The following is a 24,822-nucleotide window of genomic DNA, read 5'->3' on the forward strand; positions in this document are numbered from 1 at the left end:
CATGGGCGTGCGCACCTGGATCGAGGGCTGGCCGGTCTACCGGCAGCTCACCGGCACCGACCCGCTGGGGCGGGGCGCTGCCGCGCAATCCACCCGTTCGCGCAGTCTGCAAGCACGGACCGAGACCGCTGACACGATGGCGCGATCCGTGTGCCCCTATTGTGCGGTCGGCTGCGGCCAGCGGATCTTCGTGAAGGACGGCGAGGTCGTCCAGATCGAGGGCGATCCGGACAGCCCGATCTCCCGGGGGCGGCTCTGCCCGAAGGGATCGGCGAGCAAGAGCCTGGTCACCAGCGACCGCCGGATCAAGACGGTCCTCTATCGGCGGCCCTACGCGACCGACTGGGAAGAACTCGACCTCGACACGGCGATGGACATGATCGCCGACCGGGTCATCGCGGCCCGCGAAGAGACCTGGGAGGACACCGACGCCGACGGCCGCCCGCTGAACCGCACGCTCGGCATCTCGAGTCTCGGCGGGGCGACCCTCGACAACGAAGAGAACTACCTGATCAAGAAGCTGTTCACCGCGATGGGCGCGATACAGATCGAGAACCAGGCGCGCATTTGACACTCCGCCACCGTTCCCGGTCTGGGAACCAGCTTCGGCCGTGGCGGGGCCACCGGATTCCTCCAGGATCTGGCCAACGCCGACTGCATCGTCATTCAGGGCTCGAACATGGCGGAGGCCCACCCGGTGGGTTTCCAGTACGTGGTGGAGGCCAAGAATCGCGGTGCGAAGATCATCCACGTCGATCCGCGGTTCACGCGGACCAGCGCGCTCGCCGACGAGTTCGTCCCGATGCGTGCCGGCGCGGACATCGCGTTCCTCGGCGGGGTGGTCAACTACATCCTCAGCAACGAGAAGGACTTCCGGGAGTACGTGGTCGCGTACACCAACGCGTCCATGATCGTCAGCGAGGAGTTCCGGGACACCGAGGAGCTCGACGGGCTGTTCTCCGGGTTCGACCCCGAGCTGAACGTGTACGACCAGTCCAGCTGGCAGTACGCGGGACAGCAGCACATGGGACAGCAGGAGGGCGAGGCGCACGCCGACCGGGAGACCGCCTCCGGCCTGGAACAGGAGTCGCACGGCCCGCCCATCCCGGCCGGCGTCCCCCGCGACCCGACGCTGCAGGACCCGCGATGCGTCTACCAGATCCTGAAGCGGCACTACGCCCGGTACACGCCGGAGGTCGTCGAGCGGGTCTGTGGCGTACCCAAGGAGCAGTTTCTCGGGGTTTGTGAGGCGTGGACCGCGAACTCCGGCCGGGAACGCACCACCGCGCTCGTCTACTCCGTGGGCTGGACGCAGCACAGCGTCGGCGTGCAGTACATCCGCACCGGCGCGATCATCCAGCTGCTGCTCGGCAACATGGGACGGCCCGGCGGCGGGGTGATGGCGCTGCGCGGGCACGCCAGCATCCAGGGGTCGACCGACATCCCGACCCTGTTCAACCTGCTGCCCGGATATCTGCCGATGCCGCACCACAGGCAGCACGAGACGTTCCAGAAGTGGGTCGACGAGATCCGCCACCCGGAGCAGAAGGGGTTCTGGGCCAACGCCGAGTCCTATGCGGTCAGCCTGCTCAAGGCCTACTGGGGCGACGCGGCGACAGCGGAGAACGATTGGGGCTTCGGCTGGCTGCCGCGCCTGACCGGCGACCATGGTACGTATCAGCAGGTGCTCGACATGATCGACGGGAAGATCAAGGGGTACTTCCTGCTCGGGCAGAACCCGGCCGTCGGCTCGGCGCACGGCAAGGCCCAGCGGCTCGGCATGGCGAACCTGGACTGGCTCGTCGTCCGTGACCTCTTCATGATCGAGAGCGCCACGTTCTGGAAGGACGGGCCGGAGATCGCCACCGGCGAGATCGTACCGTCCGAGTGCCGGACCGAGGTGTTCTTCATGCCGGCCGCGTCGCACGCCGAGAAGGAGGGCACGTTCACCCAGACCCAGCGGATGCTGCAGTGGCGCGAGAAGGCCCTGGACCCGCCCGGCGACTGCCGCTCCGAGCTGTGGTTCTTCTACCACCTCGGCCGCCGGATCCGGGCGAAGCTGGCCGGGTCGACTCTGGACCGCGACCAGGGGCTGCTCAAGCTGAACTGGGACTACCAGGTCCACGGTGACGAGCCGAGCGGTGCGGACGTGCTGCGCGAGATCAACGGCTACCGCGTCTCCGACAAGTCCGTCGTCTCCGGATTCGCCGACCTCAAGGCCGACGGCTCCACGGCGTGTGGCTGCTGGATCTACTCGGGTGTGTTCAAGGACGGCGTCAACCAGGCCGCCCGCCGCAAACCCGGCCACGAGCAGGACTGGGTGGCCCGGGAATGGGGCTGGGCGTGGCCCGCCGACCGCCGCACGCTCTACAACCGGGCCTCGGCCGATCCGGAGGGGCGCCCGTGGTCGGAGCGGAAGAAGTACGTCTGGTGGGATCCGGGCGCGGGCGAGTGGACGGGTTACGACGTGCCCGACTTCGAGAAGACCAAGCCACCGTCCTACCGCCCGCCGGAGGGCGCCACCGGCGTGGAGGCGATCGCCGGGGACGACGCGTTCATCATGCAGGGCGACGGCAAGGGCTGGCTGTACGCGCCGAGCGGCCTGATCGACGGGCCGCTGCCGACGCACTACGAGCCGGCCGAGTCGCCGGTGGTGAATCCGCTCTACGGCCAGCAGGCCAATCCGACCCGGAAGCGGTACGCGCACCCGGCGAACCCGGAGAACCCGGTGTCCGCGGCCTATCCGTACGTGTTCACCACCAGCCGGCTGACCGAGCATCACACCGCCGGCGGCATGAGCCGGCAACTCGCGTACCTGTCGGAGCTGCAGCCGGAGATGTTCGTCGAGGTCTCCCCGCAGCTGGCCGCGGAACGCGGCCTGGAGCACCTCGGCTGGGCGCACATCGTCACCTCGCGCGCCGCCATCGAGGCCCGGGTCATGGTCACCGACCGGCTCCGGCCGCTGCGCATCGACGGCCGCGTCGTGCACCAGATCTGGATGCCGTACCACTGGGGAAGCTCCGGTCTGGTCACCGGCGACTCCGCCAACGACCTGATCGGCATCGTCCTGGACCCGAACGTGCTCATCCAGGAGAGCAAGGTCGGCACCTGCGACATCCGTCCCGGGCGCCGCCCGACCGGCCCGGCGCTGATCGACTACGTCAACGACTACCGGAGGCGGGCGAATGGGGACCAATAGCCTGTACGGCCCGCTCGACCCGGCGTCGGACGCGGGCTACACCGACGCGCCACCGCGCATGGGTTTCTTCACCGACACCAGCGTCTGCATCGGGTGCAAGGCGTGCGAGGTGGCCTGCAAGGAGTGGAACGCCGTCCCGGACGACGGGTTCACCCTGCTCGGCCACTCCTACGACAACACCGGCGGGCTGTCCGCGGACTCGTGGCGGCATGTGGCGTTCATCGAGCAGCCGGCCGCTTCCTCGGTCGATGCCCTCGCGGTCGCCGCCGGCGGCCCGGCCACGCCGGACTTCCGCTGGCTGATGATGTCCAACGTGTGCAAGCACTGCACCCACGCCGGCTGCCTCGACGTCTGCCCGACCGGCGCGCTGTTCCGCACCGAGTTCGGCACCGTCGTGGTGCAGGAGGACATCTGCAACGGCTGCGGGTACTGCGTTCCGGCCTGCCCCTACGGCGTCATCGACCAGCGCAAGGGCGACGGGCGGGCGTGGAAGTGCACGATGTGTTACGACCGTATCGGCGACGGCCTGACACCGGCCTGCGCGCAGGCCTGCCCCACCCAGTCCATTCAGTACGGTGAGCTCGACGAGCTGCGGGAACGCGCCCGGGAGCGGGTGGCCAAGGTCGAGGGCGCCCGCCTGTACGGCCACGACCCGGACGACGGCGTCGGCGGTGACGGCGCGTTCTTCCTGCTCCTCGACGAACCCGAGGTCTACGGCCTGCCGCCGGACCCGATCGTCACCACCCGCGACCTGCCGGCCATGTGGAAACGGGCGGGACTGGCCGGCCTGGCGATGGCCGCCGCCGTCGCCGTGTCCTTCCTGGGAGGGAACCGATGAAGGACCGCGCCATGGTTCCGCCCGCCGAGTTCCGCTCCTACTACGGCCGCCCGATCGTCCGCCCGGCGGTCTGGCACCACGACATCGCCGCCTACCTCTTCACCGGTGGGCTGGCCGCCGGATCCGCCCTGCTGGCCGCGGGCGGCGACGCCACGAACCGGCCCGCGCTGCGCCGGGCCGGCCGCCTCACCGCGCTGGGCGCCCTCGGCGCCAGCACGTACTTCCTGGTCAACGACCTAGGCCGCCCGGAACGTTTCCACCACATGCTCCGGGTCGCGAAACTGACCTCACCGATGTCGGTCGGCACCTGGATCCTCAGCGCGTTCGGCGGTGCGGCCGGCGTCGCCGCCGGAGCGGAGATCCTCCGCTGGCCCCGGATCGGTGCGGCCGGGGGTTACGCGGCCGCCGCCCTCGCGCCCGCGCTGGCGACCTACACCGCGGTTCTGCTCGCCGACACCGCCACCCCGAGCTGGCACGCCGCCTACCCCGAACTCCCGTTCGTCTTCGCCGGGAGCGCCCTGGCCAGCGGCGCGGGAGTGGGCCTGATCGCGGCCCCGCACACCCAGACCGCCCCGGCTCGCACGATGGCCGTCCTCGGCGCGGCGATGGAGCTCTACGGCGCCCACCGCGTCGAGACCACGAAAGGCATCCTGAGCGAGCCGTACGCCCAGGGCCGTCCCGGGAAACTCCTGCGCGCGGGCCGCACGCTGACCATTCTCGGCGTGGCCGGCGCCCTGCTCGGACGCCGCAGCCGCGTCGTCTCCGCCCTGTCCGGAGCATCGTTGCTGGCCGCCTCCCTGGCGACCCGCTTCGGCATCTTCGACGGCGGCATCGCCTCGGCCAAGGACCCGAAATACACGGTCGTCCCGCAACGGGAACGCTTGAGAACCAGAGACGGTACGAACGTCGAAACGTCCCCGTGAGTCCCCCGCGGCCACCTGCCGTGCCCCCGGCCGCGGCGCGCCTTGCGCGCCACTGCCGGTCCAGCTAACCCGGTGTCTGTGCTCATGGCGGCCGCATACCCGCAGGCCGGGTATCCGTACCCGGCGGAACGGAACAGCCGGGGGCCCGAGGTCAGGCTCGGAAGGTCCGGGCCAGCGCTTCGAGACGGTCGCGGTACCCGGTCCACCACTGCCGATCGGCGTCCGGCATGTTGCTGTTGGTCCTCCGCACCCCGGCGTCCCCGTCGATCAGCTCCCGCACGATGTCGGCATGCCCGGCGTGCCGGTGCGCCTCCGCCGTCACGTGCACGAGGATCCGGTGCAGCGACACCACCTGCCGCTCCGGCGACCACCACGGCACCCGCCCCTCGGCGTCCAGCCCGAGGGCCTCGATCGTCGCGTCGGAGTGCGCGCACACCCGCTGGTAGAGCCCGACGATGTCGTCCCGCGACTCGTCGGCGGTGGCCCACATGTCCGCGTTCGGCTCGGCGTCCACCTCCATCCACGGCAGGGCGTCCGGGAACGGCCGCCCGAACGTCGCGCCGAAGTAGCCGGCCTCCACCCCGGCGTTGTGCTTGACCAGGCCGAGCAGGTTGGTGCCGGTCGGCACGAGCGGGCGCCGGATGTCGTACTCCGGCAGGCCTTCCAGTTTCCAGAGCAGGGCGTCGCGCGCCTCTTGCAGGTACCGGTGCAGATCAGCCTTGAAATGGTCGGCTGTGGAATCGAGCGATGTCATGCCGGGCAGCGTGTCACGGTCAGGGGTCCAGCGGCTCGACGACCTGCCGCCGGGCGTGCTGATAGATCACCGAACTGCGGAACCCGACGATCTCCCGCCGCCCGCTGAACTTGTCCATCACGAACGCGTGCAGGGAATCCACGCTGGGGACCGCCACGTGCACGAGGAAGTCGTCGCCGCCGGTCACCACGAACACCGACAGCACTTCGGGGAGGCTCATCGCGTACGTCTTGAAGCCCTCGATGACGGACCTGCTCAGCGGCCGGACCTGCACGTGCAGCAGTGCCTGGACACCACGGTTCAGCGCCGCCAGGCTGATCTCGGCGTGGTAACCGCTGATCACCCCGCGTTCCCGCAGCGACCGCACCCGTTCCAGGCAGGTGGACGGGGCGATGCCGACCGCCCGGGCCAGTTCGCGGTTGGTCTGCCGCGCATTCGTCTGGAGATGCTCGACGATCGCCGTATCAAGTTCATCCACGACCGGGATTTTCGCACTTTCCCCGAACGACGTTCGCCAGGGACCGTTCCGTACCGTCCAGATGTCTACCGTTCCACCCGTGGAACACGAAACCATCGTCATCCGGCGAGGCACCCGATCCGCCCTGCCGATCATCGTCGCCGTGCATTCGACAGCCCTCGGCCAGGCCATCGGTGGCTGCCGGATCGCCCGCTACCCGTACTGGCGCGACGGCCTCACCGACGCGCTGCGCCTCTCCGCCGCGATGTCCGACAAGGCGGCCCTGGCAGGCCTGCCCAACGGCGGCGGAAAGACCGTCGTGGTCCTCCCACCCGGCGAACGGCTGGACGCGCCCGCACGCCGGGACGTCCTGCACGACGTCGGCGACGTGATCGCCGGCCTCGACGGGGCGTACGCCACCGGTCCGGACGTCGGCACCGGTCCCGACGACATGACCACGATCGCCGAGCGCACCCCGTACGCGTTCTGCCGTCCCGTCGCGGCGGGCGGGAGCGGCGACTCCTCCGGACACACTGCCGCCGGAGTCCTCGCCGCCCTCCGGGCACTCTGCGCCGACCGCTTCGGCTCGGCCGACCTGACCGCCCGCAGCTTCGCGGTGCTCGGCCTCGGCCGCGTCGGCGCCCACGTGCTGCGCATGCTCGCCGAGCACGGCGCGACCCTGATCGCCGCGGACATCGACGAGAGCCGCCGCGCGGTCGCCGACGGCGCGACGTGGGTCAGCCCCCAGGACTGCCTGACCGCCGACGTCGACGTCCTCGTCCCGTCCGCGCTCGGCGGCCTGCTCACCCCGGATTCGGTGCCGGCCTTGCGCTGCGCCGCGATCGCCGGTCCCGCCAACAACCAGCTCGACGCCGACGAGACCGCCACCCTGTTGCAGCAGCGCGGCATCCTGTGGGCCCCGGACGTCATCGTCAGCGCGGGTGGCATCATCCACGCCACAGCCGTGGAACTGCACCACGAGACGTCCGAGCAGGCCACCACCCGGATCCAGGGCATCGCCGGCACGCTGACCGAGATCCTGCAGACGGCCCGCGCCACGGGCGATACCCCGCTGCAGGCCGCCCGCGCAAAGGCCCGCGACCGCATCAGCCGGCGATGACCCGTACGAAGGCCCGTGCGTTCGTCGGTCGGCGCTGACCTGCGCGAAGGCCGGTGAGTTCCTCGGCCTGCGCTGACCGGGGCCGGTGCACCGGACCGCATCCGGGCCGCGAGTCACTACGCTGCCGGTGTGCGCATCAGGGGAGCGGTCTTCTTCGACGTCGACGGGACGCTGGTTCCCGGCATCAGCAGCGGCCAGCACCTCGCCGACCGCCTGGGCCACGCCGAGCTCTGCCGGGACGCCGAGGCCCGCTACGACGACGGCACCCTCACCAACCAGGAGGCCTCCGTCCTCGACGCCCGCGGCTGGGCCACCTGGACTCCGGCCGACGTGCACGACTTCCTCGATTCCCTGCCACTCGTCGACGGCATCCCGGAGACCCTGGCGTGGTGCCGCCGCCACGACCTCGTGCCGGTGCTCGCCACGCTCGCCTGGGACGCCGTCGGCGCCTACCTGTGCGACAGGTTCGGATTCGCCCGATCGTGCGGCCCACGCCTGGAGGTGATCGACGGCCGCTACAGCGGCGAGGTCGCCGAGCACCTGGACGAGCATGGCAAACGCGGCTTCGCCCGCGGCGTAGCGGCCGAACTAGGCGTGGGCCTGAAGCACTGCGCCGCCGTAGGCGACAGCCGATCCGACCTGCCCCTGTTCGCCGAAGCCGGCCTGGCGATCGCCTTCAACGCCACCCCGGCCGCCCAGGCCGCCGCCCACACGGCGGTGACCAGCCCCGACCTGCGAGCCGTCCTCCCCGCTCTGGCCGCCTGGCAGTCCCGAACCGCCCGCTGACCCGAACTCCACAATGTCCCGGTCCCCGCCGAGTGTGTGGACTTGGGGTGCGGAGCGCGCCCAAACTCCACACAATGTCCCGGTCCCCGCCGAGTGTGTGGACTTGGGGTGCGGAGCGCGCCCAAACTTCACACAATGTCCCGGTTTCCGCTGACCGTGTGGACTTTAGGCACGGAGCGAACCCGAACTCCACACGCGCGCCCCGAACCCGGGGAGCGCGCTTTCAGCGGACGGTCACCGTGACGCCGGGCCGGGCGGGCAGCAGCTCACCGATCACCGGGTGACCGGGGATCTCGCCGGCGACCAGCAGCCCACCGGAGGTCTGCGCGTCCGCGAGCAGCAACAGCTCGTCCTCGGCCACGCCGCCGGAGTCCAGGTGCGGGCGGACCCAGTCCAGATTGCGGCGGGTGCCGCCGCTGACGAAGCCGTCCTTCAGCGCCTCCCGGGCGCCGTCCAGATAGGGGACCTTCGCCGCGTCGATCCGGGCCGTCACCCCGCTCGCCCGGGCCAGCTTGTGCAGATGCCCCAGCAGCCCGAACCCGGTCACGTCGGTCGCGCAGACCACGCCGCTCGCCAGGGCCATTTCGGACGCCTCCCGGTTGAGCCGGGTCATCGCCGCGACGGCCTGCGGGAACACCTCGCCCGTCGACTTGTGCCGGCTGTTCAGCACCCCGATGCCGAGCGGCTTCGTGAGGGTCAGCGGCATGCCGGGCCGCCCGGCGTCGTTGCGCATCAGCCGCGCCGGGTCGGCGACACCGGTGACCGCCATGCCGTACTTCGGCTCCGGGTCGTCCACGCTGTGCCCACCGGCGACATGGCAGCCGGCCTCGCGAGCGACGTCCAGGCCGCCGCGCAGCACCTCGCCGGCCAGCTCCATCGGCAGTTTCTCGCGGGGCCAGCCGAGCAGGTTCACCGCCACCACCGGCGTCCCGCCCATGGCGTAGACGTCGGAGAGCGCGTTGGCGGCCGCGATCCGCCCCCAGTCGTAGGCGTCGTCCACCACCGGTGTGAAAAAGTCGGCGGTGGCGACCACTGCCGTACCGGCGGCGATCCGGACCACCGCGGCGTCGTCACCGTCGTCGAGGCCGACGAGCAGCTCACCCGGCCCGCGCGGCGCGGAGCCGCCGATCAGGCCGGACACCACGTCCTCCAGCTCTCCGGGCGGGATCTTGCAGGCACAGCCACCGCCGTGCGCGAACTGAGTAAGCCGGACCGTCACCGTCGCACTGTCGCACATGTCCGGTCACCGCGCTCGGCTCATTCCCCGGCGAGTGCGGGCGTGCTGCCGCGCGGGCGGTGACGCGGGCGGCTACGGTGGGCGGCGGAGGCGTTCAGGTAGCTGGTGCTCCTCGCGGTCTTCAAAACCGACGTGACCCGGTAACCGGGTCAGGCGGGTTCGATTCCCGTCCGCCTCCGCCACAACCAGCACGGGTGGGAGAGGCGCATGGGCGTGGATCATCGGCGGCTGGTACCCCGTACCGACGTGGTGTTGTCCGATCCTCGCCTGCAAGCCGCCGCCGCGCGACTGGGGCGACAGGCGGTGAAGGCCGCGGTCCTGGCCGCACAGGGCCGGGCGCGCGCCGGGGAGATCGAGGCCGCCGCGGTCGCGGACGCCGCCGTCGCGGCACTCCCGGCGGGGATGCGGGCGGTGCTCAACGCCACCGGCGTCGTGCTGCACACCAACCTGGGCCGTGCCGCGCTGTCACCGGCTGCCGTGGACGCGGTCGTCGGCGCGGCCGGGCACACCGACGTCGAACTGGACCTGCGCAGCGGCAAGCGGGCGCGCCGGGGACGTGACGTGCTCGCCGCGCTGGCCGCCGCGGTGCCGGACGCCGGGGCGGTGCACGTCGTCAACAACGGCGCTGCCGCGCTGGTCCTGGCCGCCACCGCGCTGGCCGCCGGGCGGGAGATCATCGTCAGTCGCGGGGAGATGGTGGAGATCGGGGACGGGTTCCGGCTGCCGGACCTGCTCGCCTCGACGGGGGCGCGGCTGCGGGAGGTCGGCACCACCAACCGCACGTCGATCGCGGACTACGCGAACGCCGCCGGGCCGGAGACCGGCTTCATCCTGAAGGTGCACCCGTCGAACTTCGTGATCCGAGGATTCACCCGTTCCACCGATATATCGGAGATGTCAGGCTTGGGCGTGCCGGTCGTCGCCGACATCGGCTCGGGACTGCTCCACCCCGACCCCCTGCTGCCCGACGAGCCGGACGCCGCCACCACCCTGCGCGCCGGCGCCGGCCTGGTCATCGCGAGCGGCGACAAACTGCTCGGCGGCCCGCAGTCCGGGCTGCTGCTCGGCGACGCCGCCCTGATCGAACGGCTGCGCCGCCATCCGCTCGCCCGCGCGCTGCGGGTCGACAAGCTGACCCTGGCCGCGCTGCACGCCACGGTGGCCGGCCCGCCGACGCCGACCTGGCAGGCGCTCCGGGCCGACGCCGGCGAGTTGCGCGACCGTACCGAGGCGCTCCGGGCGCGGCTCGGCTTCGGCGAGGTCGTCGCGGCGACCGCGGTCGTCGGCGGCGGCGGGGCGCCGGAGCTGGAACTGCCGTCCTGGGCACTGGCGCTGCCGGCGGAGTGGGCGGCGCCGCTGCGCGAGGGCGAGCCGCCGGTGGTCGGCCGCGTCGAGCGCGGCCGGCTGCTGCTCGACCTGCGCTGTGTCCCGCCGGCCGCCGACACCCCGCTCACCGAGGCGATCCGCGCCACCGCGCAGGCCCAGCGGAAGGCACCCGCCGAGGGGCCGGCATGTACGTCGTAGCCACCGCGGGCCACGTCGACCACGGCAAGTCCACTCTCGTCCGTGCGCTGACCGGCATGGAGCCCGACCGCTGGGCCGAGGAGCGCCGCCGGGGCATGACCATCGACCTCGGATTCGCCTGGACCACCCTGGACTCCGGCGCGGCCGTCGCGTTCGTCGACGTGCCGGGGCACGAGCGGTTCGTGCCGAACATGCTGGCCGGCATCGGCCCGGTACCGGCCGCGATGATCGTCGTGGCGGCCGACGAGGGCTGGATGCCGCAGTCCGCCGAGCACCTGGCCGCCCTGCACGCCCTGAACGTCCGGCACGGCCTGCTGGTGGTGACCCGCTGCGACCTCGCCGACCCGGGCCCGGCCCTGCGCGCCGCGACCGAGCAGATCGCGGGGTCGACGCTGGGCACGGTGGAGGCGGTCACGGTCAGCGGCCGTACCGGCGCCGGCCTGCCCGCGCTGCGGGCCGCGTTGCGACGGCTCACCGACCGGCTGCCGCCGCCGGTCACCGGCGGACCGGTCCGGCTCTGGATCGACCGCTCCTTCACGATCAAGGGGGCCGGCACGGTGGTGACCGGCACCCTCGGCGGCGGCGTGCTGACCAAGGGCGACGAGCTGGAACTGGTCGGGACGAGGGTGCGGATCCGCGGCCTGCAGACGCTCGGGAGCCCCGTCGACCGGGTCGAGGCCGTCGCCCGGGTGGCGGTCAACCTGCGCGGAACCGACCGCGGCGCGATCACCCGGGGCACCGCCCTGCTGACGCCGGGACGGTTCCGGCACACCGACCTGATCGACGTCCGGGTGCACGGGGATCCGGCCACCGGCCTGCCCGCCACGATCATGCTGCACATCGGCTCGGCGGCGGTGCCGGTGGCGGTCCGCCCGCTCGGCCCGGACACGGCGCGGCTGCGGCTGTCCCGCCCGCTGCCGCTGCGGATCGGCGACCGGGCCCTGATCCGGGATCCGGGACGGCATCACGTGGCCGGCGGTGTCACACTCCTCGACGTCGCCCCGCCCGCCCTGACCCGCCGGGGCGCCGCCGCCGCGCGGGCCGAACAGCTCGCCGGCATGGACGGCGCCGCGGACCCGGTGGCCGAGCTGCGCCGCCGCAGGCTGATCTCCCGCGCCGAGCTGGAGAGCATGGGTGTGCCGGCCGGCGTGATCACGCCGGTGGCGGGGGAGTGGCTCGCCGACCCGGAGCACTGGGCGTCGCTGCACCAGCGGCTGATCGACGAGGTCAGGAGTTACGCCGCGGAGCAGCCGCTGGAGGCCGGCGCCCCGCTGGAGGCCCTCCGCCATCGCCTCGATCTCCCCGACCGTGCGCTGGTGGAGGCCCTGATCCGCCCACCCCTTACCAGTCGCTCGGGACGAGTCACGACAGGAAACCCCGAGATCCCCGAAATCCTGATAAAGGCGATAGATCGGGCGTTCGACGGGGCGGACCTGTTCGCCGCCCCGGAGGTGAACCGGCTCGTCGAACTCGGCCTCGGCCCGCGGCAACTCGCCGCCGCCAGCCGCGCCGGCCTGCTGATCCGCCTGGCCGACACGGTGGTCCTGCCGCCCGAGGCGCCCGCCCGAGCCGCCGAGATCCTCGCCGGCCTGCCCCAGCCGTTCACCATGAGCGAGGCCAAGAACGCCCTCCGGACGACCCGCCGGGTAGCCGTCCCGCTCCTCGAACTCCTCGATCGCGAAGGCCTCACCCGCCGGCTCCCCGACGACCGCCGGGTGACTACCGAAAAACAACCATGAATGTACGAGACCGGCTGCCCACAAGGGCAGCCGGTCCGTCCCGTGGAGTACCACGCGACCACCTGCGGAGCCGGGCCGCAGCGCGCCTTTCGCGCCACTGCCGTCCCGGCCGGAGGGCACTGCCGTCCCGGCCGGAGGGCTCTACCGGGCAGCGACCCGCATCACCATCGTCGGGGAATTGCGGGCGTGCTCGTTCGTCCACCGCGACGCCACCTTGAACGCGTCGGCTTCGGTGACGGCCTCGCCGCCGGAGTGCTGGGCGGCGTGCTTCTCGGCCCGCTTCACCAGGCGGATCACGTCGGAGACCGAACCGGGGTGCTGCCGGCACAGCCGCACCGCGAGGCGGAACTGCTGGTCGGTGATCGGGGCGACGTACTCGCGCATGCCGGCCTCCCACGCCTTCGGGTAGACCAGGTACCCGGCGGGCAGGTTGCCGGGCCCGCCGATCGGGTCGAGGACCGACAGCTTGTTCACCCGTACCGCGGGGGTGTTCAGCGCTGCGAAGCCGAACCCGGCCAGGGCGAGCGCCACGACGATGCCGGCGGTCAGCAGCGGATCGCCGGTGCCGAAGCCGATGATCAGGCCGATGACGGCGAGCACCATGGCGCCGGCGACCATGACCGGACTGCCGCCCTTGTCGGCGGCGGCGGTCCGATACGCCTCGTCGATGCACTTGTCGATGACGCTGTTGAGCAACTCGTCCTGGGGTTGCCAGCGGTCGTCGCGCATCGGCACACCACGTGCTGATGTCTGGGTCATTGGGGGGATTCCTTTCCGTCCGCAACGAGCCCGAAGATCGGCCGGGCCGCCCGCCGGTGAAGGAAAACTTCTACGCGAGAAGTGATTCCCGCATCTGCTTGCCCGGGTTCCACTGGCCGACGAAGAGGCTGGCGGCCGGGTCGAGCACGTCGACGCTGGCGTTGGAGCGCATCTGCTCGCGGACCGGCGGCGGCAGCGGCGGCGGGTCGTCCATCGCGTTGCGCAGCTCGGTGGCCGTGGTGATCAGCCCGGCGGCCAGCTCGGCGCCGTGCGTGTCGACCAGCACCCGGCCGTACTGCCAGCCGGCGACGGTCAGGTCGAGCACCTCGAAGACGTGGCTCAGCAGCTGCTCGGCGTCGGTGATCCGGACCGTCTGCCGGGCGTGTGCGCCCAGCGCGTTGACCGCCGCGGTGACCTGGATGTACGGGTGCAGGGCCTGCTCGAACAGCGGGGAGCGCAGCCGCTTGCCCGCGGTCTTCCACAGCGTGCGGTAGTTGGTCCGGTCGGCGACCAGGCCGAGCCCGGCGGCCTGCACGACGACGGAGGCGTGGGCGCTCTCGGCGAACTCACGCAGGATCTCGGTGGCGACCAGCAGGCCGTCGGTGCCGACGAGCAGCTCGGTGAGCTGCGCCGACTGGTCGCCGTAGGGGGTGGTCAGGTGGGTTCCGAACTGTTGCCGGACGTCCTGCAGCAGCGCCTGCTGCCGGGCGGGATCGTGCTGGACGCGCCGCTTGCGCAGCCCGAGCCGGAGAAACCGCATGTCGCCTCGCCTCACGCTTGCCGAACGCAGCAAATGCTAGTCGAGACGCTTCGGACCCTTGTGGATCAGGTGGCCGACACCACTCTAACCGAGATCGCGCGCCAGGCGAGGAAGCCGAGCACACCGCCGAGCGTGTTCGCGATCAGGTCGTTCACGTCGGCCTGCCGGCCGCTGCTGACCAGCACGTTCGTCACGAACTGAACGATCTCGACGGCGGCGCTGCAGGCCAGCGCGATCCGCGCGACGTTCCCCGCGGTGCGGGTGCGGTCCCCGAGCGCCAGCAGCACCCCGAGCGGAACGAACATCACGATGTTGGCCACGAACGTGACCACGTCGATGGTGATCACCGGCAGCCAGTTGCCCTTCTCGTACCAGGGGATCTGGTTGGCGTAGTCGCCGGTCGCGATCTGCAGCGGGAGCAGTGTCACGGCGACGACCGCCAGGGCGTACGCGACCGCGGCGGCGCCGAGCAGCAGCCGCCCCGGTGTGCGGCGCAGCCGCCACCCCACGGCGGCGAAGAGCATCACGGCGAGCGGGACGAGAACGGGCAGAGCGGGGATCTGGGTCTGGGTGCCGGACATGTCCTCATGATCGACTCCGGCGGCCCCCGCCCACATCTGGCCGCCGGCCGATCGCATCGGCCGAAAGTCATAGCGACCATCAGTATTTGCACCTAGAGTGCGATAACCACCGTCATCGATCGGGAGGATCAGTGTTGATTGCCCGCCGAAAACTCTTCGCCCTGCTCACCGGTGTCGTCCTCGGCGCCGGTGGCCTGTCCGCCCCAGCAACAGCCACAGCGACAGCGACATCGGCCACCGCAGCAACGGCAGCAGCGACGGAAAAACCGGCCGAGAACCTCCGGCCCGTCGTGTTCGTGCACGGCAGCGCCGGCTCCGCCATGCAGTTCCGCACCCAGGCCAAGCGCCTGGCCAGCAACGGGTACCCGGCGCGGCTCATCGAGGCGCACGAGTACGACTCGCCGAACATCGCCACCATCCTGCCGCAGGTCTACGCCGGACTCGACGCCCGCATCGACCGGCTGCTCGCCGCATCCGGCGCCGACAAGGTCGACCTGCTCGCGCACTCGCTCGGCACGTTCGTGATGCAGGGCTATCTGAACAGCTCACCGGCCCGGGCCGCGCGGGTCGCCCACTACGTCAACCTGGACGGCCGGCCCGCCGCGGCGCTGCCCGGCGGCGTGCCGACGCTGGCGATCTGGGGTGAGGGCGACCCGGCCCGTGCCGTCGCCGGCGCCACCAACGTCTCCTTCCCCGACCAGTCGCACACCCAGACGGTGTCGTCGGTGGAGACGTTCCGCGAGTTCTACCGCTTCTTCCGCGGCCACGACCCGCGCACCACGGCGATCGTCGCGGACCGCCATCCGCAGGTCTCCGGCCGGGCCGTGCTCTTCCCCAGCAACGCCGCGGCCGAGGACGCGACGGTGGAGGTGTACCGGCTCGACCCGCGCAACGGCCGGCGGCTGTCGAAACGGCCGGCGCACGTGCGTCAGGTGGCCGCCGACGGCGCGTTCGCCCCGGTTCCGGTCAACCCCCGGGCCCGGTACGAGTTCGCCCTGGTCCGTCCCGGGCAGGCCACCCACCACTTCTACTTCGAACCGTTCCAGCGCACCGACACCCTCGTCCGGCTGCTCACCAGCCGGCCCGGTGAGGGCATCGGCGCGCTCGTCGACACGAGCGAGCGGCACACGGCCCTGACGTTCCAGCGCCAGAAGGAGTGGTGGGGCGACCAGGGCACGGCCGGCGACCAGCTGTGGATCAACGGGCGGCAGGTGCTCAACGCCGCCAACGCGCCCCGGGTCAAGCGGGTGATCGGCGTCTTCGCCTTCGACGACGGCAGCGATCGCGTCACCGACCTGTCGGCGCCGCTGCCGGAGTTCTTCGCCATCACGTTCATGACCGGGCTGGACCTGTTCATCCCGGCGCGTGGCACGGTCTCGATCGTCGCGAAGTCCCGCAGCGACGGCTGGACCCACCTGCCGGTCCCGGCGTGGCGCTCCGACGAGCACCGGGTGAGCATCGAGATAGACGACAACTGACGGGCGTGTGCTGAGCCCGTACCCCGGGAAATGAGCTCGCCGCCGGCACAGCCGGCGGCGAGTCCTGTCAGCTGAGGCCCTTGGCGTCGATGACCAGTTCCTCGATCCGGGTGCGGTCCTTGTTCCATTTGCCGACCTTGTGCATCAGGTAGGCGAACGTCGTTCCCGGCTCCCACACGATCGTCGTGGTGCCGCTGGCGCTGCCCTTCTTCTTCACGGTGAGCCGCATCTTGACCGCAGACAGCACCTCCGCCTCGATCGCGCCGGTGGACTTGCCGGCCGCCGCGAACGACTCCGCGATCTCGCCCTCGACGACCACCCAGATCGTCGACACGATCCGGCCGTCGGCGCGCTCGGTGTCCAGGAACTTGCGGGCCCTGGTGGCGTCCTGGTTGAGCAGGGTCTGCAGCGGACCCTCGTCGATCACGAACTTGGCCAGCTTCAGCTTCGCGGACTTGGCGCGCTCGTAGGAGAACGCCGCCGTGCCGGACGCCTGGGCGGTGAAGTACTTCAGCGCGCCGTCGGCCTCCACCTCCGCCTTGGCCTGCCGCTGCCAGTCGATCTCCGCCGTGGTGACGTAGTGGACCTTGCCCTTGAGCAGCGCCCGGTCGACGTGGTCGTTGACGTTCAGGCTGGCCCGCGAACCGAGCTGGTCCTCCTTCTCGCCGTACGAGCACATCACGAGATCCTCGGACTTGTCCCGGAAGTAGCGCTCCCCGTTGTAGACGAACGTGTGTTTGCCTACTCGTGTCTCGGCCATTTTCCCTCTCCTTAGAACATTGGATGGGAGAAGGTTCGCCGGGCGCCGTTAGCGGTTCGTTAGCCACAAACCGTCAGTCACCTACGCGACTCGACGGTTGTTCCGCCTCCGGGCCGGGCGCGAGATGAAGGGGTGCGACTTCCCGGCGGGCCACCACGGGCCATCAGCGGCGAGATCCTGCGGGCCCGGCTGATCGACCGTCTCGCCGCGCGCTGGGACGTCCCGGTCACGACCGTCGTCGCGGGTCCCGGCTTCGGCAAGTCGACCGCCCTGGCCCAGGCGATGCGGCGGCACGCCGCCGATCCGCGCGGCGTCGAGGCGTGGGTGACCTGCGAACCGGGTGACGAGGACGCGCGCCGCCTGGCCGCCGCCGTCTGCCGCGCGTTCGACGTGCCGGCCCCGGCGGTCGCGCCGCTCGACGCGGTCCTGGAAGCGCTGCGGGCCGCGTCGCCGATCGAGACGTGCCTGTTCCTCGACGACTGTCACGAGATCCCGGCCGGGTCGTCCGGCGAACGGCTGATCGCGGACCTGGTGCGGCACCTGCCGGCCGGCGCGCATCTGCTGCTCAGTGGGCGGCGCCTGCCGGCCGCGCCGCTGGCCCGGCTGCACGCCGCCGAGCTGATCCGCTGCTTCCACCAGGCCGATCTCGCGTTCGACGACGGCGAACTCGCGCAGGCCGCCGGGCATGCCGACCGCGCCGCCGCCGACGTGGCCGGTCTCGGCGGCTGGCCCGCGCTGGTCCGGCTCACGCTCGCGGCGCCGCCCGGGGTGGCCCGGGACTACCTCTGGGAGGAGGTGGTCAGCGGTCTCAGCCCCGCCGACCGCGAAGCGCTGCTCTACCTCGCCATGCTCGGTTCCGCCGACGCCTCCGATCTGCTGGACCGGGTTCCGCTGGTGGCCCGCTTCGGCGACGGCCGGATCCGGGCGCACCACCTGTGGACCGACGCGCTGACCAGGCTGCTCCCGGCCGCGCAGGTGGCCGCCGTCCGCGCGCACGCCGCCGGCCTGCTGCTGGACCGCGGTGACGCGCTGCGGGCCGGCAGCATCGCGATCGAGGCCGGGGACGTGGACCTGCTGGACCGCGCCGCCACCGTGCTGGTCGCCTCGACGCTGGCGACGTTCCCGCAGGACACCGGCGTGCGCTGGCTGGCCGCGGTGGCCGAGAGCGAGCACGGGCGGCCGGGGTTGCGGCTGCTCACCGCCGCCACCCGCTACGCCTCGCGGGCCGGCGACCGTGAGGTGGACGGCATCGTGGACGAGGCCTTCCGGGACGGCGACCCGCGGGTGAAGACCGCGGCGCTGAGCCTCGCGACGATCGCCGCGCACGCCCGCGGCGACGAGAACCGGCTCGCCGAGTTGTTCCAGGAGTCGCTCGACCTGCCCGGCGCCGACGAGGAGCCCACCCTGCGGCTGCTGATGGCCGGGGTGCGCGGCGCCATCTTCGAGCTGATGGGGTCGATCGACGACGCCCTCGCGCTGGTCGAGGCGCTCTCGTCCGACGACGTGGATCAACAGCCCGGCAAGATCATCGTACGGTTCCACGTGTACCTCCTGCTGCTGGCCGGCCGGGCCGACGAGGCGGCGGTGATCGCTCAGAAGCACCTGGCCACGTCGCCGTACGCGCACGTCCGCCGGATGCCGCAGCTCGCCCGCTGGATGGCCGGCGACCCCAGCGACCTGCTGCCCGCCGCGCACTCCCCGGACCGTCCCGCCCACCTGCCGGAGTCCGACGCCAACGATCGCTACCGGTACAACTTCCTCGCCTTCGCCACCGTCGTCGCCGCCTCCCTCGGCGACCGGCCGGCCCTCGAACACTCCTGGGCCCAGCTCGCGGCGAGCGGCCTCGGCGACGACACCCGCGACGCCGCGATGCTGGCCACGGCCGCGGCCGCCCGGGCGATCCTGAACGGCGACGAGGAGGCGGCCCGCGCGCTGCTCGCCGCCTTCGTCGACGAGCATCCGCTGGGCGATCCGGTTGCGGCGGTGCATCTCCGGCGCTTCCCCGGGTACGGGTATGTGCTGTCCCCACCGGCCCGCCGCGCCTGGGACTCCGCGCCGCTCGGCCCGGCTCACCAGCGGGTCCGTGAGGTGGCCCGGCTGTTTCTCGCGGCCCGGGCCGGCCGCTTGACCTCGGCCGGCGTGACGGCTTCGGCGGCCGGCGCGACGGCTTCGATGGTCGGTGTGACGGTTTCGGCGGCCGATGTGACGCCTTCGATGGCCGGTGTGACCCCGGAGACCGTGCTCATCGCTCTGCCCCTGCCGTGGGCGGTGGAGCTGGCCGCCCACGCCGCGGGCGCGGGCCTGCCGTTCGGCCGCCAGCTGTTCCAGTGGCTGGTCGATCACCTGGGCCGGCGCGCCCACGACGCCCTGCGCTCGGTGGCCGACCGGCAGTCGCCGGATTCCGGGGCGCGAGCCGCTCGTCCGGCGCGGCAGTCGCCGGATTCCGGGGCGTCAGACGTTTGCCGGGCGCGGCGGTTGCTGGATTCCGGGGCGCGGCAGTTGCTCGCCGCCGTTCCGGTGACGCCGTCCTCGACCACCGTGGTCGCCGTCCTCGGCCCGCTGCGGGTCCTGGTCGACGGCCGCCCCGTCGAACTGCGCCGCCGCCGGGTCCGCCAGCTGCTCACGGTCCTGGCCGTCACCGGCGAACTGGACCGCGACCGCCTGATGGACCTGCTCTGGCCCGACCTGGACCCGGCTGCGGCCGCCCGCAACCTGCGGGTCACCCTCACCTACCTGCGGCAGGCACTCGGCCCCGACCACCTGCGCTGCGACAGATCCCGGGTCCGGCTGGTGCGCTCCAAGGCCCTCACCGTCGACCTGGCCGACCTGCGGGATCACCTGGCGGAGGCGGACGCGGCCCGCAGCCGCGGCGACCCGGCAGCCGCCGACACCTCCCTGACCGCCGCCGTCCGGTTGTGGCGCGGCGACCCGCTCACCGACCTGATCGGCTTCGACGGCCTCACGGCGGGGGTGCTCGCCGACCTCACCGAGGCCGCCCTCACGCTGGGCGAACGCCGCCTCGCCGAGGGCGACACCGCAGCCGCCGCCGAGCTGGCCCGCCGGGCACTGGCCGCCGAGCCGTACGCCGAACGCTGCATGCGCCTGCTGCTCGCGGCGGAGACCCAGCGGCGCGACCCGGTGGCGCTGGGCCGGGTGGTGTGCCGGGTCCGGGAGACACTGAGCACGCTGGGCGCGACGCCGGAGCCGGCGACGCGAATCGTGCTGAGGCAGGCGGAGCTGGCGGGCACCCGCCGCTAGCGAACGCCGCAGGCCCGCGGTGGGGCTGTGGCGGTCTCCCCGGCGTTCGTGTATCTCCTGATCAGCGTGCCCCGCCGCCGCTTTCCGTGCGCAATCTTGGAAGCGTGCCATGGGGTGTGGAGTTCGGGTGCGGGACGCGCCTCAGATTCACACGCAGGCGGTGATGTCGCCGAGCGTGTGGAGTTCGGGTGCGAGGCGCGCCTCAGATTCACACGCAGGCGGTGATGTCGCCGAGCGTGTGGAGTTCGGGTCAGCGGCGCGCTGCCGACGTCCGTGATCGTCACCCGGCGTGCCGGCATCGGGGGTGAAGGCGGCGCTTTCCGGATACCTGCGGACGCCCCACGCCCCACAGAATGACGCAAAGCAGCAGCGCTCCACCGATTCCGGTGACCCAGCGTGACCAGTGTGACCAGTGTGACCAGCGTGACCAGCGTGACCAGCGTGACGCCGTGTAAGCCCGTGCCCGGCACCGATGATCTGCTGGAACGGCTCGCCGACCCGAAGCTCCGGCCGCGCCTATAAACGCCGCAGAAGTGACGAAACGCCCACATTAGCGGCCGCCCGCGACATCGGCACCAGCGGCGTCGACGCCATCAGGGCCAGCTCCTCGGCCGGCGACGTCCGCCCGTCGAGGAAGCGCAGCACCCGATCCGGCGGATTGCGCAGAAAGAGCCGCTCGAAGAACTCCGGCGCGGACACCAGCCCACCGTCCCAGGCCCGCAGCGCGACCGCGTCCATCCACAGGTGCCGACGTGGATAGGCGGCCGCCGGAACCGGATCACGACCGGATTTGATCAGCCGAGCGATCTCCGTGGCCTGCCGTCGCATCGCCGAGAACGTGTACCCGGTCGACGGCCGCGTCGCCCCGCCCGCCGTCCCGATCCGCACCACCCGCGCCGACGGCCTCGGGTCGAACCGCGCGTCGGTCATCGGGATCGCGCCGTCCTCCACCTCGTCGACGATCACATTCGCAAAACCCCATTGCTCCATGTACGCCCGGAGCGCCCCGTCATAGCCCTGGTCGTCCAGCCGGTTCGGGGAGAACTCGGTGTACTCGATCAGGGCGGTGCGAGGACCGGTCGGCAGCACGTAGCCGAACGACACCCCGCGGGCCGGCTGCGGGGTCCGGAAGTCCATCAGCACCGCCGACGCCGGGTCGAAGATCTCCTCGGCGGAGCGCACCCACCAGCCGCGGAAGTGCTGCAACCAGAAGGTGCGGCCGGGCGTGACCGGTTTCGCCGGCCGGGAGTCGAGAACCCAGCGGGCCCGGACGACGGTGGCGCCGCCCTCGTCGATCACGTCGACGCCGGCGCCGTCGTCGGCCAGCCGTTCGACGTTCGCCACCACGGTCCGGGCGTGCAGCCGCTCGGCGGCCTCGGCGGCGAGCCGGAAGACCGGCTCGGAGCGGACCATCGCGTACCGCAGGGGGCTCAGCTCGATCCGCTGCCGGCGTCCCGACGGCCCGAAGAGATCCACGCCGGACCACTGGGCGTCCAGGACCGGATCGAGGTCGTCGACGGCTCCGGTCCAGTACGCCCAGGTCCGCGGCTTGACGCCGGGAACCGGGTCGATCACCGCGACCCGCAGGTCCGTCACGCCGGCCCTGGTCAGCGCGGCGAGGACCAGCGCCGCGGCGCCGCCGTAGCCGACCAGTGCGAGATCAACCTCCACCGGCCTCAGAATACGCACAGTCCATGATCGCGAAACTGTCCCCGCACGCGGTCGATCAGCTCCGGCGTCGGCGCCTCCGTCGTGGCGAGGGGGAAGTCCAGTCCCAGTGCCGCGTACTTGGCCGCGCCGAGCCGGTGGAACGGCAACACCTCGACCCGTTGCACGGTCGGCACCGACGCGGCGATCGCGGCCACCGCCTCGACGTTCTCCGGGGCGTCCGTCAGACCGGGGACGAGCACGAACCGTACCCAAATGGGCAGTCCTCGGTCCGCGAGCCGGTGCGCGAAGCGCACGGTGGGCGCGAGCCGGCCGGTCCGGGTGACCGAACGATAGGTCCCCGGATCTCCCGACTTGATGTCCAGCAGCACGAGGTCGGTCACGTCGAGCAGATCGTCGTCGGCCCGGTCGCCGAGATATCCACTGGTGTCGACGGCGGTGTGCAGGCCCAGCTCAGTGCACCGCCGCAGCACGTCCCGCACGAACGCGGGCTGCTGCAGCGGCTCCCCGCCGCTGATCGTCACCCCGCCGCCGGCGACCTTGATGAACCGCTCGTAGCGGCGGATCTGGGCGAGCAGCTGGTCCGGGGTGGTGGGCGTGCCGGACCGCCGGTACCAGGTGTCCGGGCTGTGGCAGTACTGGCAGCGCAGCGGGCATCCGGCGAGGAACGCCACGAACCGGGTGCCCGGCCCGTCCACCCCGGTCGACACGTCGAACGAGTGGACGGAACCGGTCAGCTCCCGGAGCATCACAGCGCGCCGTGGAAGGTGCGCGAGATGACGTCGCGCTGCTGTTCGGTGGTGAGCCGGACGAAGTTCACCGCGTACCCGGAGACCCGGATGGTCAGCTGCGGATACTTCTCCGGGTGGGTCATCGCGTCCTCCAGGGTCGCCCGGTTCAGCACGTTGACGTTGAGGTGGAAGCCACCCGCGTCGGTGTACCCGTCGAGCACCCCGACCAGGTTGCCGATCCGCTCGTCCCGGGAGTGCCCGAGGCCGTCCGGCGTGACGGTGGTGGTCAGCGAGATGCCGTCGCGCGCCGAGGCGTACGGCAGCTTTGCCACCGACAGCGCCGCCGCGACCAGGCCGTGCTTGTCCCGGCCGTTCATCGGGTTCGCGCCGGGCGCGAACGGCTCACCGGCACGCCGGCCGTCCGGCGTGTTGCCGGTGTGCTTGCCGTACACCACGTTCGACGTGATGGTCAGCACCGACAGGGTCGGCGTGGCGCCCCGGTACGCCGGCTGCCGCCGGATCTTCGCCATGAACCGCTCGACCAGGTCCACGGCGATCGCGTCGGCCCGGTCGTCGTTGTTGCCGTACGTCGGGAACGTCCCGTCGACCTGGTAGTCCACCGCGAGGCCGGTCTCGTCACGCAGCACTTTCACCTGCGCGTACTTGATGGCCGACAGGCTGTCGACGGCCACGGACAGTCCCGCTATGCCGGTCGCGAGGAACCTGTTGACGGGATAGTCGTGGAGTGCCATCTCCAGACGTTCGTATGCATATTTGTCATGCATGTAGTGGATGACATTGAGCGCGTCAACATAAACTTCCGCAAGCCAGTCGAGCGTCTTGTCCAGTGCAGTCAACACGTCCGCATAGTCCAGAACGTCAACATTGATCGCAGTCAACCCGGGCGCCACGACGTCACCACTGATCTCGTCACGGCCGCCGTTGATCGCGTAGAGCAACGCCTTCGCCAGGTTCGCCCGCGCGCCGAAGAACTGCATGTCCTTGCCGACCCGCATCGCTGACACGCAGCACGCGATCGCCGTGTCGTCGCTGTACACCGGCCGGATCAGGTCGTCGTTCTCGTACTGGATCGCGCTGGTGTCCATCGAGACCTGTGCGCAGAACCGCTTGAAACCCTCCGGCAGCGACGGCGACCAGAGCACCGTCAGGTTCGGCTCGGGAGCCGGCCCCAGGTTGTAGAGCGTCTGCAGGTACCGGAAGCTGGTCCGGGTGACCAGCGGCCGCCCGTCCGCGTCGATCCCGCCGAGCGACTCGGTCACCCACGTCGGGTCGCCGGAGAACAGCTCGTCGTACTCCGGTGTCCGCAGGAACCGGATGATCCGCAGCTTGATCACGAAGTCGTCGACGAGCTCCTGCGCCTGCTCCTCGGTGATCGTCCCCTCGGCCAGGTCACGCTGCAGGTAGACGTCGACGAAACTGGCCGTGCGGCCCAGCGACATGGCCGCGCCGTTCTGCTCCTTCGTCGCGGCCAGGTACGCGAAGTACAGCCACTGGATCGCCTCGCGGCCGGTCGTCGCCGGACCGGAGATGTCGTAGCCGTACTTCTCCGCCATGAACCGCAGCTCCTGCAGCGCGCGGATCTGCTCGGCCAGCTCCTCCCGGTCGCGGACCACGTCCTCCGACGACAGCCGTCCGTCCAGGGCGTCCTTGAGGGCGCGGCGCTCGGCGATCAACCGGTCCACGCCGTAGAGGGCCACCCGCCGGTAGTCGCCGATGATCCGGCCACGGCCGTACGCGTCCGGCAACCCGGTGATCACGTGCGAGCGGCGGGCGGCGAGGACGGATTGCGGGTAGGCGTCGAACACGCCGTCGTTGTGGGTCTTGCGGTACCGGGTGAAGACCTCCGCGACACGTTCGTCCAGGCTGTAGCCGTACGCGGCAAGCCCTTGACGCACCATGCGCAACCCGCCGGCCGGCATGATCGCGCGGCGCAGCGGCGCGTTGGTCTGCAACCCGACGATCAGCTCGGCGTCCGCGTCCAGATAGCCCGGCTCGTGCGCGGTGATGCTCGACGGGGTGTGCGCGTCCACGTCGTAGATCCCGCGCCGGCGCTCCTCGACGAACATCCCCTGCAGCTGCTGCCAGATCCGCTCGGTGCGCTGCGTCGGCCCGGCCAGGAAACCCGCGTCACCGAGGTACGGCTCCACGTTGTCCCGCAGGAACGCGCCGACGTCGATGCTGTCCCGCCAGCTCGCACCGGCGAAGCCTCGCCACGCTTGCATGATCGGC

Annotated in this window: 19 protein-coding genes and 1 tRNA gene; 10 read left to right on the top strand and 10 right to left on the bottom strand. The window is 71.7% G+C overall.

Annotation, left to right across the window (positions count from 1 at the left end; all coding sequences use genetic code 11):
• The first annotated feature begins 1 nt into the window (after position 1).
• From fdh to nrfD, 3 genes are read left to right on the top strand one after another with little or no spacing between them, the layout of a single operon-like run.
• The gene (gene fdh / locus AB0F72_RS09795) at positions 2 to 3,199 is read left to right on the top strand and encodes a formate dehydrogenase (RefSeq protein WP_360428084.1); all 3,198 of its coding nucleotides are present in this window, start codon (positions 2 to 4) and stop codon (positions 3,197 to 3,199) included.
• Positions 3,186 to 4,037 (top strand): 4Fe-4S dicluster domain-containing protein, encoded by an 852-nt coding sequence (locus AB0F72_RS09800; protein ID WP_360428087.1) that lies wholly within the window; start codon positions 3,186 to 3,188, stop codon positions 4,035 to 4,037. Before fdh ends, AB0F72_RS09800 begins: the two co-directional genes overlap by 14 nt.
• On the top strand, positions 4,034 to 4,960 hold the full coding sequence (gene nrfD, locus AB0F72_RS09805; protein WP_360428090.1) for an NrfD/PsrC family molybdoenzyme membrane anchor subunit: 927 nt from the start codon (positions 4,034 to 4,036) through the stop codon (positions 4,958 to 4,960). Before AB0F72_RS09800 ends, nrfD begins: the two co-directional genes overlap by 4 nt.
• Positions 4,961 to 5,111: 151 nt before the next feature.
• On the opposite strand, the gene AB0F72_RS09810 is transcribed toward nrfD, so the two are convergent.
• Both AB0F72_RS09810 and AB0F72_RS09815 read right to left on the bottom strand, forming a co-directional pair.
• Complete coding sequence (locus tag AB0F72_RS09810; protein WP_360428093.1) at positions 5,112 to 5,714, bottom strand: DinB family protein; 603 nt, start codon at positions 5,712 to 5,714, stop codon at positions 5,112 to 5,114.
• A 19-nt stretch (positions 5,715 to 5,733) separates the two neighbouring features.
• Positions 5,734 to 6,192 (bottom strand): Lrp/AsnC family transcriptional regulator, encoded by a 459-nt coding sequence (locus tag AB0F72_RS09815; RefSeq protein WP_360428096.1) that lies wholly within the window; start codon positions 6,190 to 6,192, stop codon positions 5,734 to 5,736.
• 79 nt (positions 6,193 to 6,271) lie between these two features.
• Here AB0F72_RS09815 and AB0F72_RS09820 point away from each other — a divergent pair, with 79 nt between their 5' ends.
• Together AB0F72_RS09820 and AB0F72_RS09825 are read left to right on the top strand one after the other, a co-directional pair.
• A complete protein-coding gene (locus AB0F72_RS09820) occupies positions 6,272 to 7,291 on the top strand; it encodes a Glu/Leu/Phe/Val dehydrogenase dimerization domain-containing protein (RefSeq protein ID WP_360428099.1) in 1,020 nt (339 codons plus the stop codon).
• Between the two features lie 129 nt (positions 7,292 to 7,420).
• Positions 7,421 to 8,077: a haloacid dehalogenase-like hydrolase gene (locus AB0F72_RS09825; protein ID WP_360428102.1), complete on the top strand. Its 657-nt coding sequence runs from the start codon at positions 7,421 to 7,423 to the stop codon at positions 8,075 to 8,077.
• Positions 8,078 to 8,300: 223 nt separating this feature from the next.
• Here the strand turns inward: AB0F72_RS09825 and selD are convergent, their stop codons facing one another.
• A complete protein-coding gene (gene selD / locus AB0F72_RS09830) occupies positions 8,301 to 9,314 on the bottom strand; it encodes a selenide, water dikinase SelD (RefSeq protein ID WP_360428105.1) in 1,014 nt (337 codons plus the stop codon).
• Positions 9,315 to 9,400: 86 nt separating this feature from the next.
• Here selD and AB0F72_RS09835 point away from each other — a divergent pair.
• The 3 genes from AB0F72_RS09835 (at position 9,401) to selB (ending at position 12,577) form a co-directional block, all read left to right on the top strand.
• Positions 9,401 to 9,496: transfer RNA gene (locus AB0F72_RS09835), tRNA-Sec, on the top strand.
• Positions 9,497 to 9,521: 25 nt separating this feature from the next.
• The gene (selA, locus tag AB0F72_RS09840; protein ID WP_360428107.1) at positions 9,522 to 10,838 is read left to right on the top strand and encodes an L-seryl-tRNA(Sec) selenium transferase; all 1,317 of its coding nucleotides are present in this window, start codon (positions 9,522 to 9,524) and stop codon (positions 10,836 to 10,838) included.
• Positions 10,826 to 12,577, top strand: a complete 1,752-nt coding sequence (gene selB / locus AB0F72_RS09845) for a selenocysteine-specific translation elongation factor (protein ID WP_360428110.1) — start codon at positions 10,826 to 10,828, stop codon at positions 12,575 to 12,577. Before selA ends, selB begins: the two co-directional genes overlap by 13 nt.
• Before the next feature lie 141 nt (positions 12,578 to 12,718).
• On the opposite strand, the gene AB0F72_RS09850 is transcribed toward selB, so the two are convergent.
• From AB0F72_RS09850 to AB0F72_RS09860, 3 genes are all read right to left on the bottom strand, one after another.
• Positions 12,719 to 13,336, bottom strand: a complete 618-nt coding sequence (locus tag AB0F72_RS09850; RefSeq protein WP_360428113.1) for a hypothetical protein — start codon at positions 13,334 to 13,336, stop codon at positions 12,719 to 12,721.
• Between the two features lie 70 nt (positions 13,337 to 13,406).
• Positions 13,407 to 14,096 (bottom strand): hypothetical protein, encoded by a 690-nt coding sequence (locus AB0F72_RS09855; RefSeq protein ID WP_360428115.1) that lies wholly within the window; start codon positions 14,094 to 14,096, stop codon positions 13,407 to 13,409.
• A 65-nt stretch (positions 14,097 to 14,161) separates the two neighbouring features.
• Positions 14,162 to 14,677, bottom strand: a complete 516-nt coding sequence (locus tag AB0F72_RS09860; protein WP_360428118.1) for a VanZ family protein — start codon at positions 14,675 to 14,677, stop codon at positions 14,162 to 14,164.
• A gap of 131 nt (positions 14,678 to 14,808) precedes the next feature.
• Between AB0F72_RS09860 and AB0F72_RS09865 the strand changes: the two genes are divergently transcribed.
• Positions 14,809 to 16,155, top strand: coding sequence for an alpha/beta hydrolase (locus AB0F72_RS09865; RefSeq protein WP_360428121.1), 1,347 nt, complete (start codon positions 14,809 to 14,811; stop codon positions 16,153 to 16,155).
• Between the two features lie 67 nt (positions 16,156 to 16,222).
• Here AB0F72_RS09865 and AB0F72_RS09870 read toward each other — a convergent pair whose 3' ends face one another.
• The gene (locus AB0F72_RS09870) at positions 16,223 to 16,915 is read right to left on the bottom strand and encodes a hypothetical protein (RefSeq protein WP_360428124.1); all 693 of its coding nucleotides are present in this window, start codon (positions 16,913 to 16,915) and stop codon (positions 16,223 to 16,225) included.
• 132 nt (positions 16,916 to 17,047) lie between these two features.
• On the opposite strand from AB0F72_RS09870, the gene AB0F72_RS09875 reads away from it, so the two are divergent.
• Complete coding sequence (locus AB0F72_RS09875) at positions 17,048 to 20,173, top strand: BTAD domain-containing putative transcriptional regulator (protein WP_360428127.1); 3,126 nt, start codon at positions 17,048 to 17,050, stop codon at positions 20,171 to 20,173.
• Between the two features lie 516 nt (positions 20,174 to 20,689).
• Here AB0F72_RS09875 and AB0F72_RS09880 read toward each other — a convergent pair.
• From AB0F72_RS09880 to pflB, 3 genes are read right to left on the bottom strand one after another with little or no spacing between them, the layout of a single operon-like run.
• Positions 20,690 to 21,853, bottom strand: a complete 1,164-nt coding sequence (locus tag AB0F72_RS09880) for a lycopene cyclase family protein (RefSeq protein ID WP_360428374.1) — start codon at positions 21,851 to 21,853, stop codon at positions 20,690 to 20,692.
• Positions 21,850 to 22,590: a pyruvate formate-lyase-activating protein gene (gene pflA, locus AB0F72_RS09885; RefSeq protein WP_360428130.1), complete on the bottom strand. Its 741-nt coding sequence runs from the start codon at positions 22,588 to 22,590 to the stop codon at positions 21,850 to 21,852. The genes AB0F72_RS09880 and pflA overlap by 4 nt, the downstream gene beginning before the upstream one ends.
• Positions 22,590 to 24,815, bottom strand: coding sequence for a formate C-acetyltransferase (pflB, locus tag AB0F72_RS09890; RefSeq protein WP_360428133.1), 2,226 nt, complete (start codon positions 24,813 to 24,815; stop codon positions 22,590 to 22,592). The genes pflA and pflB overlap by 1 nt, the downstream gene beginning before the upstream one ends.
• Between the last annotated feature and the right edge of the window lie 7 nt (positions 24,816 to 24,822).

The sequence above is a fragment of the Actinoplanes sp. NPDC023936 genome (assembly GCF_040639325.1).
Lineage (GTDB): Bacteria > Actinomycetota > Actinomycetes > Mycobacteriales > Micromonosporaceae > Actinoplanes.